The 11,662-nt window shown below is 70.5% G+C and carries 12 protein-coding genes and 1 tRNA gene; 6 read left to right on the top strand and 7 right to left on the bottom strand.

Annotated elements, in window-relative coordinates; all coding sequences use genetic code 11:
- Positions 1 to 5: 5 nt before the first annotated feature.
- From IG64_RS34000 to IG64_RS34020, 5 genes are all read left to right on the top strand, one after another.
- Complete coding sequence (locus tag IG64_RS34000; protein WP_037863502.1) at positions 6 to 1,580, top strand: complex I subunit 4 family protein; 1,575 nt, start codon at positions 6 to 8, stop codon at positions 1,578 to 1,580.
- Positions 1,577 to 3,103, top strand: a complete 1,527-nt coding sequence (locus IG64_RS34005) for an NADH-quinone oxidoreductase subunit N (RefSeq protein WP_037863503.1) — start codon at positions 1,577 to 1,579, stop codon at positions 3,101 to 3,103. Before IG64_RS34000 ends, IG64_RS34005 begins: the two co-directional genes overlap by 4 nt.
- Positions 3,104 to 3,267: 164 nt before the next feature.
- Positions 3,268 to 4,131, top strand: coding sequence for a zinc metalloprotease HtpX (gene htpX / locus IG64_RS34010; protein ID WP_037863505.1), 864 nt, complete (start codon positions 3,268 to 3,270; stop codon positions 4,129 to 4,131).
- Positions 4,128 to 4,520 (top strand): YccF domain-containing protein, encoded by a 393-nt coding sequence (locus IG64_RS34015; RefSeq protein WP_037863506.1) that lies wholly within the window; start codon positions 4,128 to 4,130, stop codon positions 4,518 to 4,520. The genes htpX and IG64_RS34015 overlap by 4 nt, the downstream gene beginning before the upstream one ends.
- Before the next feature lie 148 nt (positions 4,521 to 4,668).
- Positions 4,669 to 4,935 (top strand): GlsB/YeaQ/YmgE family stress response membrane protein, encoded by a 267-nt coding sequence (locus tag IG64_RS34020; protein ID WP_037863508.1) that lies wholly within the window; start codon positions 4,669 to 4,671, stop codon positions 4,933 to 4,935.
- Between the two features lie 97 nt (positions 4,936 to 5,032).
- On the opposite strand, the gene IG64_RS34025 is transcribed toward IG64_RS34020, so the two are convergent.
- Positions 5,033 to 5,521, bottom strand: coding sequence for a YajQ family cyclic di-GMP-binding protein (locus tag IG64_RS34025; protein WP_037863511.1), 489 nt, complete (start codon positions 5,519 to 5,521; stop codon positions 5,033 to 5,035).
- Positions 5,522 to 5,769: 248 nt separating this feature from the next.
- Here IG64_RS34025 and IG64_RS34030 point away from each other — a divergent pair.
- Positions 5,770 to 5,851, top strand: a tRNA-Tyr gene (locus tag IG64_RS34030).
- Positions 5,852 to 6,024: 173 nt separating this feature from the next.
- Here the strand turns inward: IG64_RS34030 and IG64_RS34035 are convergent.
- From IG64_RS34035 to IG64_RS34060, 6 genes are all read right to left on the bottom strand, one after another.
- Positions 6,025 to 7,404, bottom strand: a complete 1,380-nt coding sequence (locus tag IG64_RS34035) for a tyrosine-type recombinase/integrase (RefSeq protein ID WP_037863512.1) — start codon at positions 7,402 to 7,404, stop codon at positions 6,025 to 6,027.
- A 60-nt stretch (positions 7,405 to 7,464) separates the two neighbouring features.
- Positions 7,465 to 7,653 (bottom strand): helix-turn-helix transcriptional regulator, encoded by a 189-nt coding sequence (locus IG64_RS34040; protein ID WP_037863516.1) that lies wholly within the window; start codon positions 7,651 to 7,653, stop codon positions 7,465 to 7,467.
- Positions 7,654 to 8,086: 433 nt separating this feature from the next.
- Positions 8,087 to 9,565 carry a hypothetical protein gene (locus IG64_RS34045; RefSeq protein ID WP_037863567.1) on the bottom strand — a complete coding sequence of 493 codons (1,479 nt, stop codon included), beginning with the start codon at positions 9,563 to 9,565 and terminating at the stop codon, positions 8,087 to 8,089.
- Positions 9,566 to 9,567: 2 nt separating this feature from the next.
- Entirely contained in the window at positions 9,568 to 10,488 is a 921-nt protein-coding gene (locus tag IG64_RS34050) for a bifunctional DNA primase/polymerase (RefSeq protein WP_037863518.1), read from the bottom strand.
- A gap of 18 nt (positions 10,489 to 10,506) precedes the next feature.
- Entirely contained in the window at positions 10,507 to 10,980 is a 474-nt protein-coding gene (locus IG64_RS34055) for a hypothetical protein (protein WP_037863519.1), read from the bottom strand.
- Between the two features lie 15 nt (positions 10,981 to 10,995).
- Positions 10,996 to 11,460: a hypothetical protein gene (locus IG64_RS34060; RefSeq protein ID WP_037863520.1), complete on the bottom strand. Its 465-nt coding sequence runs from the start codon at positions 11,458 to 11,460 to the stop codon at positions 10,996 to 10,998.
- Positions 11,461 to 11,662: the final 202 nt, after the last annotated feature.

Consider the following 11,662-nt stretch of genomic DNA (forward strand, 5'->3'; position numbering starts at 1 on the left):
CAGGCGTGATCGATATCAGCGAGTCCGTGATGCAGTTCGTTCTGGCGTTCGTCGTCGTCGGCCCGCTCCTGGGAGCGCTCGCCGCCCTCCTGCCGGCCCCGCCGGGGCTGAAGGGGAAGTCACCCGAGCAGGCCGTGCTCCGGCACGGGGTGACCGTCACCGGCGTCGTCCTGGCGGCCGCGATCGTCCTCGCGCTCGGCTTCGACCACGACCACCCGTCGAGGATGCAGGCCACGACCGACATCAGCTGGATCCCCGCACTCCACGTGCGCGTCCACCTCGGCATCGACGGCATCTCCCTCCCCCTCGTCGTCCTGACCGCGCTGCTGACCTTCCTGTGCGCGCTGTACAGCTACTTCAAGCCGCCCGCGGGGCCGGCCCCGAAGGCCTTCGTCGCGCTGCTGCTCCTGCTCGAGTCCGGCACGCTGGCGACCTTCGCCGTCCTCGATCTCGTGCTCTTCTTCCTCGCCTTCGAGACGGTGCTCGTCCCGATGTACTTCCTCATCGCCCGCTGGGGCGGCGAGGGCCGGCGGGCCGCCGCCTGGCGGTTCATCCTCTACACCCTCCTCGGTTCGGTCGTCATGCTGCTCGGCCTGCTCCTGATCGGGATCAAGGCGGGCACGTTCGACATGGTGGCACTCGCCACTGACAACGGCCGGTCGCTGACCGCGTCCGTGCAGGTCGTCGCCGTACTGGCGATCGGGATCGGGCTCGCGGTGAAGACCCCGATGTGGCCGCTGCACAGCTGGCTCCCGGACGCCCACACCGCCGCGCCGACCGTCGGCTCGGTCCTGCTGGCGGGCGTCCTGCTGAAGATGGGCACGTACGGTTTCGTGCGGATCCTGCTGCCCGTCGCGCCGCACGGCTTCCACACCTTCGCGCCCTGCCTCGCCGCCTTCGCCGTGGCCGGGATCGTCTACGGCTCCCTGGCCTGCCTCGCCCTGGCCCGGCAGGGCGCGCGGGGCGACCTGAAACGCCTCATCGCCTACTCCTCCGTCGGCCACATGGGCTTCGTCCTGCTCGGCATCGCCACGATGACCCCGACCGGCGTGAACGGCGCACTCTTCGCCAACATCGCCCACGGCCTCATCACCGGCCTGCTCTTCTTCCTGGTCGGCGGCCTCAAGGACCGCACTGGCACCACCGACCTCGACACCCTCGCCGAGAGCACCGGAGCCGCCCTCTACGGCAGGGCGCCGCGCCTGGGCGGGCTGATCGCCTTCGGCGCCGTCGCCTCGCTCGGCCTGCCGGGCCTGGCCGGCTTCTGGGGCGAGATGCTCGCCCTGTTCGGCTCCTTCGAGCCCGCCGCCGGTCTCAGCCGGCCCGCCTTCCTCACCTTCATGGCGATCGGCGCGTCCGGCACCCTGCTGACGGCCGCGTACATGCTCGTCGTGGTCCGCCGTGTCTGCATGGGCTCGGTGGCGCGGGAGACGCCGAGACTCGCCGACGTACACGGGTTCGAGTTCGCGGCCTGGACGCCGCTCGTCGCCCTCACCGTCCTCGCCGGCCTGTGGCCCAAGGCCCTGCTCGGCCTCACCGACCCGGCCGTGCAGCAGCTCCTCGCAGGAGGCACCCGATGAGCGTCCTGGCCCAGCCGGCGGCCGCCTCGGTGGTCCAGTCCGTCGACTGGCTCGCCATCGCGCCGCCCACCCTCACCGCGGTGACCGCTCTCGCCGTGCTCGTCGCCGACCTCTTCGTGCCCGCCGCGCGCAAACCCGTCCTCGGCTGGGTGTCGGTCGCGGGCCTCGCCGCCTCCGCGCTGCTCCTGCTGCCCCTCCTGGACGGCCACCGCAGCACCTTCTGCCGGGCCGGGCAGGCCGCCGGCCCCTGCAGCTACACCGCCGACCACTTCGCGCTCGTCATCCAGTTCCTGGTCCTGGGCGGAGCACTGCTCGCCGCCCTGCTGTCGGTGACCGCGCTCCAGGACGCGCGCGGGGGTCTGCCCGCGGGGGAGTACTGGTTCCTGCTGCTGTCCTCCGCGGCCGGCGCCGCCCTCCTGCCCGCCTCCCGCGACCTGGCGACCCTGATCGTCGCCCTGGAGGCCGCCTCCCTGCCCGCTTTCGCCCTCGTCGGTCTCCGGCACGGCGACCGCAGGTCCTCCGACGCGGCCCTGAAGTTCTTCCTGTCGTCGGTCACCGCCACCGCCGTCAGCCTCCTGGGCGTGAGCTTCGTCTACGCCACCACCGGCACGCTCTACCTCACCCAGGTGGCCGACCGCCTCCCGCACGTCGACGCGCAGTTCCACACCCTCGCCCAGACCGGTGTCGTCCTCACCCTGATCGGCTTCGCCTTCAAACTGGCCGCCGTCCCGTTCCACTTCTGGGTGCCCGACACCTACGTGGGCGCCCCCCTGCCGATCGCCGCCTACCTGTCCGTCGTCGGCAAGGCCGTCGGCTTCAGCGGCCTGATCCTCACCGCGGTCCTCGCGTTCCCCTCGTACGCCGACGTCTGGGGCCCGGCGCTCGCCGTGCTCGCCGCGCTCACCATGACCGCCGGCAACGTCGGCGCCCTGCGCCAGCAGGCCACGCGCGCGTACAGCGCCGTCCGGCTGCTCGCCTGGTCCTCCGTCGGCCAGGCGGGCTACCTCCTGGTGCCGATCGCCGCCGCCGGGTACGCCGAGGACGCGCGAAAGGCGATCGGGTCCACCGTCGCGTACGCCCTCATGTACGCCGTCGTGAACCTCGGCGCCTTCGCCGTGGCCGCGCTCGTGGGACGCACCCGGGCCAGCAACCGCGTCGCCGACTACCGCGGGCTGTACGCCACCAACCCGGCGGCCGCCCTCCTCCTGGCCTTCTTCCTGCTGTGCCTCGCCGGGCTGCCGCCGGGCATCATCGGCCTGTTCGCGAAGGTCACCGTCTTCGCCGCGGCCGTCGGCGCCGGGCTCGGCTGGCTGGCCGTCGTCATGGCCGTCAACGTCGTCATCGCGCTGTACTACTACCTCCATTGGACCGCGCTGCTGTTCCGTTCCCCCGAGGGCGAACCCGTGCGGCACCGCGTCCCGGCACCCCTCACCGCCGCGATCACCCTGGCGGGCCTCCTGGGCGTCGCCCTGTCCGGGGCGCCCCAGCTGGTGCTGCGCTTCGCGAGCGGCGGCCTGTTCTGAGTCACCCGGACGGCCCGGCACCCGCCGCACGGGCCAGGGAACCCAGGGCGCTCGCCTGGCGTTGACCGGTACGGAAGGGTCCACTGGACGTGACACCACGGCACCGGTGGACCGAACAGCAGCAAGCGAAGGGTTCCCCTGCCGCACCACTTGGAGGGCGTACCGTGCACCGCCGGCACAACGGGCTCAGGACCGCAGTACTCCTCGGGGGACTGTCCGCACTCATCATCGTCATCGGCAGTCTCTTCGGCCGCACCGGCCTGATCGTCGCGGTCCTCGTCGCCCTCGGCACCAACGCCTACGCGTACTGGAACAGCGACAAGCTGGCCCTGCGCGCCATGCGCGCCCGCCCGGTCAGCGAGTTCGAGGCCCCGGCCCTGTACCGGATGGTCCGCGACCTCTCCACCCAGGCGCGCCAGCCGATGCCCCGCCTGTACATCTCCCCGACGGAGGCACCCAACGCCTTCGCGACCGGCCGCAACCCGCGCAACGCCGCGGTGTGCTGCACGGAAGGCATCCTGCGCCTCCTGGACGAGCGCGAACTGCGCGGTGTCATCGGCCACGAGCTGAGCCACGTCTACAATCGCGACATCCTGATCTCCTCGGTCGCCGGCGCCCTCGCCTCCGTGATCATGTTCCTGGTCAACTTCGCCTGGCTGGTCCCGGTGGGCCGGTCCGACGACGACGAGGGCCCGGGCATCTTCGGCATGCTCCTGATCATGATCCTCGGCCCGCTCGCGGCCAGCCTCATCCAGCTGGCCATCAGCCGCTCCCGCGAGTACGAGGCCGACGCGTCCGGCGCGCGCCTCACCGGTGACCCGCTCGCCCTCGCCGGAGCCCTGCGCAAGCTGGAGACGGGCACCCAGCAGCTCCCGCTGCCCCCGGAGCCCCGCATCGAGACCGCGAGCCACATGATGATCGCGAACCCCTTCCGCCCGGGCCAGGGGCTGTCGAAGATGTTCTCCACGCACCCGCCCATGGCGGAGCGCATCGCCCGACTCGAACAGATGGCAGGTCGCGGACAGTGAAGACAATCCTGAACGTCATCTGGCTGGTGCTGAGCGGCTTCTGGCTGTTCCTCGGCTACCTCTTCGCGGGCGTGCTCCTGTGCATCACCGTGATCGGCATCCCGTTCGGCATCGCGGCGTTCCGCATAGGCGTCTACGCCCTGTGGCCCTTCGGGTACACCACGGTCGAGCGCCGCGACGCGGGCGCCCCGTCCTGCATCGGCAACGTGCTGTGGCTCGTGCTGGCGGGCTGGTGGCTGGCGCTCGCCCACATCGTGACGGGCGTCATGCTCTGCGTCACGATCATCGGCATCCCGTTCGGCGTCGCGAACTTCAAACTCATCCCGGTCTCGCTGCTGCCGCTGGGCCGCGAGATCGTCCGGACGGACGAGCCCTTCGCCACCCGCTGAGCCGCCGCGTGTCACGGCCCGGAGACCCCGCGGGCCGATGCAACCGCAGGCAGGCCCCGCGGCGTCCTCCTGGACGACACGGGTGCGAACACGCGTGTGGCACACACGGGCGACGACCACGGGTCGCCGGGAAAGGCGGGTTCAGGACATGGGCGTCATCAGCTGGATCATCCTGGGGCTGCTGGCCGGGGCCATCGCGAAGTTCCTGCTGCCGGGCCGCGACCCCGGCGGCTTCATCGGCACGACCCTCATCGGCATCGCCGGCGCCTTCATCGGCGGCTGGATCTCGGCGCGCTGGCTGGACCACCCGATCTCCAAGCACTTCTACGACGGCGCCACCTGGGCGGCGGCGATCGGCGGCTCGCTCGTCCTGCTGATCGCCTACCGCATCCTCTTCGGCAACTCGCGCGACTGATCGGGCGCCAAGCGCCGCCCGGGGGACGGCGCACACCGGCGCGGAAACGCGGAAGGGTGGGCACCGAGGCGGTGCCCGCCCTTCCGGCATGCCGGTCCTACCGGTAGTTGACGAACTGCAGCGCGAAGTCGAAGTCCTGGCCCTTCAGCAGCGCGATCACGGCCTGCAGGTCGTCCCGGCTCTTGGAACTGACCCGCAGCTCGTCGCCCTGGACCTGGGCCTTGACGCCCTTGGGGCCCTCGTCACGGATGAGCTTGGCCACCTTCTTGGCGTTCTCCTGGGAGATGCCCTCCTGGATGGAGGCGAAGAGCTTGTACTCCTTGCCGGACAGCTGCGGCTCGCCCGCGTCCAGGGCCTTCAGCGAGATGCCGCGCTTGATCAGCTTGGACTGGAAGACGTCGAGGACCGCCTTCACCCGCTCCTCGGAGTCGGCCTCCATGAGGATCTTCTCTCCGGACCACGAGATCGAAGCACCCACGCCCTTGAAGTCGTAGCGCTGCGAGATCTCCTTGGCGGCCTGGTTGAGGGCGTTGTCGACCTCCTGCCGCTCGACCTTCGAGACGATGTCGAAACTGGAGTCGGCCATGTCCTGTGGCTCCTTGTATCGGGGTGTGTCGGGATGTGTCGGAGTGCGTTGCATGTGCGTGCCGGCGGGTGTGGGGGCAGCCGCCGCGCCCGGCCGTGGGGTCCGGGTCCGCATCCGCCCCAGCCTAGTCACCTCCCGCCCCGGCGACGCCGAGCAATCGGGTGGCGAAGCACCCCTGCGGATCGGGTATTGTTTACGTCGTTGCCGGAGAGCACCGCCGAAAGGCAGTTCGAACGGCAGCAAACCCCGGCGGTGTGCCCGAGCGGCCAAAGGGAGCAGACTGTAAATCTGCCGGCTCAGCCTTCCCAGGTTCGAATCCTGGCGCCGCCACACTGGGGAAGACCCCCTCCGACCAGCCTTCACGGCAGGTCGGAGGGGGTCTCTTCGTTGCCGACCGCTGTTCGATTCAGGGGCCGATTCGGGCGGGCTGTCTCACCCTGTACCGCCTGAATCCCACCTCTGATCAGGGCGTGTCCCCCAGGTGTCCCCCGGGGGAAGCGCGGTCACTCGGGCTCGTTCCACTCGCGCAGCGCCGCATCGATCCGGTTGTTCGCCCGCTCGCGGGTCTGGTCCAAGACCTTGGCGTACACCCTGTGCAGCACCGCGATGCTGTGGCCGGCGCGGCGGGCGCACTCCATCGCGTCCACTCCCGAGCTGAGCCAGAAGGAGACGCCAGCGTGGCGTAGATCATATGGGCGGCGGGCGAGTAGAGATGTCGTCTCGGCCTCGGTCAGGACGTTCGCACGGGCTTTGGCCCACACCTCCCCATAGCCGGTCTCTTGCAGAAGGCCCCCGCGGGCGGTCCGGAACAGCCGGCCGTCAGGGGCCGTGCCGTGCGCTGCGAGGTGCTGCCGGAGCATGCGCACGAAGTGGGGAGGGATCGGCACCGGGCGCGAGTCCTTCACGGCGCGGGCCTTGAGGTGACGGGTTTCGTGGGCCGTCCCGTCGTCCGTCCAGTTCCGTCCGGCCCGGACGACTCCCTGACGAAGGGTGAGAGTGCCCCACCCCTTGTCGGGCAGGTGGCACTGAGTGGAGCGGAGCGCGGCGGCTTCCGCCGGCCGCATGGCCGCGTAGTACAGGCATCCGAAGAACGCTTCGAGCTGCTGCCCCCGTACCCCCTGCTCGCGTACCCCTGCCAACAGGGCCCGTACCTGTCGAGGGTTGGCGACGCTCTCAGGGTCGACCTCTTCCACGGCTTTCGGTGCCGTCCACTTCACTGCGGTCAGGGGATTCACCGGAATGGTGAAGAGGTGTTCTTCCACGGCGAGTCCGAGTACGTCGCTCAGACAGGCACGCTTCCGTTTGGCAGTGCGAGGCGCGGCCGTCTTCCCGTCCATCTTCAGGGACAGGGCGTCGAGGGCCAGACGGACCGTCGCGGGGTCCTCCAGGGCCGATACCGGCATGGAGTGCTTGGCCACCCAGCGGAGAGCTTGGCCAATGTCGTCCGGCGGTGTCTGGTCCCACCGGTTGCGGTTGTAGGCCCACCCGTACAGTGCACGCCGCAGCAGCGCCGCGTCCGGCATCCCGGCCTTCGTCTTCACGAGCGCGGGCGTGATCGTGGCCAACGCGTCGGCGTAGTTCTTCCGGGACTTCGCCGGCGCCTTCGCCCACTTGCGCTCGATGTATGAGCGGGTGTGGTCGTACCAGGTAATGGAGCCCTGCTTTGCCCGCAGTTCGGAGACGGGAAGGCCGGTCTCCTCGTCGAACTGCTCACCGCGTCGGACAGCAGCCATGATCTCTGAGCGTCGGCCGTCAGCCTGCACCTTCAGCTTGTAGCTCTTCGAGTGCTTCCGCTCCCCGACCAGCCACCGGACGCGGAAAGGCTTCGGGCGGTCTTTGCGCACTTCGAGCGAGTAGACGCGGATGTCGTAGGTCAATGCCATGCGTACTCCAAAGAGGGCCCACCGGTTGGCGGGCCCTCACGGGTTTGATGCGGGAGGCGGTCAGGCGGCGGTCTCTTCCATGGCCGACCACCAGGCGTCAAGGTCGCTGCGGCGGCAGCGGAGCTGTCCGTTGGGGAGCTTGATGAGCTTGGGGGCCTTGCCGCGGGCGCGCATGCGGTAGAAGGCGGCGCGGCTCATGTCGATCTCTTCCAGGACTTCGGGGAGCTTGAGCATCTTGGGGCGGGCCATCGTTGCTACTCCTCGCTGCTTCGGTGTGTGTCCGAGGTTCGGATTTCTGCGTCATCTGCGTCATCTGCGTCATTCGGGTCCTTGACCTGCGGTTTCGGGGTGACGCAGGACTGTGGGCGCGCGTCACCGGGTGACGCAGACCTTCGTCATCGGGTGACGCAGGTGACGCGGGGTGACGCAGAGATCGGCCGTCTGCGTCACCCGTTTTCGGGCTGGTCGCCGGCCGTTTTCGGGGTGCGGGTGACGCAGGTGACGCAGCGTCTTCCTACTTCGGACAAGGGAGGGGGTGGTGTCTGTTGTGGTGGTGCGGCTCAAGGCGTGAAGAAGGGGCCGCTTCGCGGCGCGTCCATTGCAGGGCGGCTCTGCCGCCGAACAGCAAGAGGAGCACGCGCCGCCGGGTGCTCTTCTTGCTTGTCTGGGCGGGCGGCGCCGGTTAGAACGCCGGTTGCTGCTCGTGCGCGGTCGGGTCGGCGGGCGGTCGCGCGATCTCGATGTAGCGGGACGACTTGGTGCGTCCCCAGTCGATGAGGACGCTCCGGGCCGCGAGGGTGGGCTGAAGGCGCTTGAGGCGGTCTGAGAGCACCTTGCCGGTCGTCGGCCACCCTTTAGGCAGGGGGCGGCACTCCTCGCCCGTGTAGAGGGCCGTGAGGGCGTGCAGCCATTCGGCGGACGTCATCCGCTGCTCGGTCCCCGGTTCCATGCCGGCGGCGTGCTTGATCGTGGTCTGCGCCAACAGGTCGCCCTCAATGACGTCGTCGTTGAGGTCGTCCAGACTGGCCCGGTACGCGGCCAGCGCTCCCAGACCGGTGGCCGCGTCCAACTGGGCGCACAGGTGGGCGAAGTCGGCCATCCGCAGGTCGGTCGGAGTGTCCGCCTCAGCCGCCCGGACCTGCACCGTGAGGTCCAGAAGCGAGCCGAGGATGACCGGCAGCGCCTCGGCGAAGTCGGACCACAGTTCCGTCTCGGTGCGCCTCACGCGGGGGCGTTCCAGCCGCAGCGGCAGCAACCGTTCGGCGAGGTCGCCCCGGAGGACACCGACGTCGATGCCAGTCAGCAGCAGCGGCCGGCGGTAGCCGACGCGGAAGACGTCCCCATCGGTGAACAGCGCGCGCTTGACGTTCTCCGCGCCGGTCACGATGCAGCACATCGCATCGGACAGTTCCGGGGTCAGGTGGGAGAGGTTGTCCAGGGCGGTGACCCATCCGGCCGCCACCGCCGTGATCAGGTTCTCCTCATCCTTCGGCGCCCGGCGCAGATCACCGGTCATGCCCTCGATGATCCGCACGAGCATCCGGCCGCCGGTGGACTTGCCCGCGCCCTGCGGTCCGGTAAGGAACGGGGCGGGCACGGGCACGGACGGTCCGAGGCAGCCGATCAGCCAGGCAATAGCCAGGCACTCGGTCTCGGCGGTGGCGAAGTTGCACAGCCGCATCAGTAGGTCGATGCCCTTGCCGTCCGTGTTCTTCACCGGCAGGGGCAGCTCCCCGGTGAGCTGGGTGCGCCGCCAGCAGACTTCCTGCGGGTCCGGGATGGCGATGTCCCAGCCGGTGGGGTGGATACGGACGGACTGCCCGTCGGCGCGGCCCAGGTCCAGCCAGGTCGCCCCGTCGAATCCGGGGGCGACACGGATGTGGACGGGCTGCACGTCCCCGGTCATCGCGAGCGCTTCGATCAGGTCCAGTGCCTCTTTCATGGCGGTGCCGTTGAACACGCCGACCCCGTCGCGGAAAAGTCCGACCATGAGTTCCTGGCGGTGGCTTCCCGTGGTGCCCTGGGAGCGGATCGGGCGGGCCACGGGGTGGCCGTTGCGCTGCGCGTACACGGTGCCGTCGGCGGTGCGGAAGTACCGGAAGTGGGACTGCGCGTAGTCGGTGATGACCTCGCGGGCCGGGTTCTTCTCCTCGTCGGACATGGTCACAACCCCAATGCGGTGCGGGCGTTGGCCCACGCGTCCGTGCAGTGCCGCGGGGACTCACCCTTGGCCTGCGCGGCGGCGAACAGCCGTCCGACGTGGGTATCGGTGAGGCAGCCGCACCGGCCGTGCGTGGACAGCACCGCCAGGAACGTGCGGTACACGGTCGCGTGCACAGCGCTGGACGCCTCGGTGATGCGCTGCTCCGCCATGGCGATCCCACGGGCGAGGTAGGCGGGCGTGCGGTGTGGGCACTGCCCGCCCCCGCCCTGTGCGGGCACGGCGACGGCACGCGGCGCCGGGCGGGCCGGGGCGGGCGCCTTGACGACCAGGGCGCGGACGGTGTCCGGTAGGGCGGTCATGGTGCCGGTGCCGGGGCCGAGATAGCGGGCGTAGGCCATGGTGGATTTGATGTCCACGCCGGGACGCACGCGGTTCGCGGACTGCATGCGGCCGAGGTAGATCCAGTGCTCACCGCGGGTCGTGGGCACGGTCTGCGTGGCCGGCAGGTTCTCGCGGGCCCAGTTGACCGCGTCGACGTCGTCCAGGTCCACGACCGTCAGCCCCGCCCCGCCCGGGTGGTAGGCGACCGCGCTCGCACGCATCCACGCGCGCCGCCACACACCAGAGGCGATGACGTCCGGGTCCGTGGTGGCGGCGGCCCAGCCGTGGCAGGGGCCGGGGCACGAGCACGGTCCGGGGGTCTTCATGTTCGGCCGGCCGCCGCACGCGTTGCCCGCGCAGCGGCGGCAGTTCCCGAACGGGACCTTACCCACCCGCAGCGGCAGGACCGGGACCCGGCAGGCGGCCAGGGCAAGCGCGGTGCGCTCGTACCCGGTCCCGGTGCCGCCGGCGCAGGAGAAGAGATCCAGTAAGCGTGGCTGGTGGTCGGGTACTCGCCGGATGGGGGTGGGTTGGGTCATGCTGGAGACCTCCACAGGTCAAGTGGTTGGCAGGTGGACAAGGGCGGCCCCGGTGTTCTTGGCGGAATCGGGGGCCGCCCTTGGTGTGCTGGTGCTGTGCTGGTGGGGTGTTCCCGTAGCGCCGTGGGGGCACGGGGTGTCGGTGCGTGGGCAGGTGATCAGGGCCCGTGAGATGTAGAGCCCGGTGGCTGACCAGTAGCCCCACACCACGTCTGTGGAGCGATTGAGGCAGTCACGAGCGTGGGCGAGTTGGGCGGTCGGTGGCAGGTCCCGGGGACCGCGCGGGAAGGCGTCCAGTTCCGTCCGCAGCCATCCGTAGGCGCTCTGGTCGGTGTCGGGGGCGGGGTAGGTGGCGGCCAGGAGCCGGGCGGGCTTGAGCAGCCAGTGCGCGATGTCCAGTGGGGGGACGGGGCAGTCGGGGTCTCGGCGGTCCTTGTCGGGTGGCAGTTCCCTGCCGTTGTAGGCGTAGGCGTGCCAGTGGAGCCCGGACATGCGTCCCGTCTCCGGTCAGCCGTGGAAGTGGTTGCGCTTGATCACGGCCTTGCGGATGTTGACCGTGGTCGCGCCCCGGTGGCCGCTCGCGCCGAGGACCTGTACGGCGATGAAGCCGCCGAAGATGACGGCGGCCAGGATGATGAGCTGGGTGATGAACGCGGTGAGGGCGGCGATGAACGCGGTCAGCAGGAACAGCCCTCCGCACACCGCGGCGAACCCGATGCCGCCGAGGGCGATGTTCACGGCCGCGCGGGACACGGCTGGCTTCATCGCCACCGGCTCGGGCTGGGCGGGGTGGACGGCGTAGCCGGTGACGATCCGCCCGTCGGGCAGGACGATGCTCGCCACCGCCGGGACCTGGTCCGGCTGGAGCGGAACGAGCGGCGCCGGCGCGGTGGCGGCGGGCGGGAACGGGGCCGGCTGGTGGACCTGTGCGGCCCGGATGGCGGGCGGGTGCGGTGCGGGTTCGGGGTGCATGCGGAATCCCTTCCGGTACGGGTCGGGGGAGGCAGGGGGGCACCCTGCCGGGAGGCTTCTGGAGGGGGTTTCAGGGCCCTGAGCTGGGGTGCCTCCCCGCCTCCCCGAAACGGTGTTTTCGCTGATCAACGCGGGGGAGGCGGCCTGGGGAGGGGGTTGGGGAGTTCTCCCCGCCTCCCCGGACCGGACGGCGGCGCCTCCC

This window comes from Streptomyces sp. NRRL S-340 (assembly GCF_000720185.1).
In the GTDB taxonomy this organism is placed as follows: Bacteria; Actinomycetota; Actinomycetes; order Streptomycetales; family Streptomycetaceae; genus Streptomyces.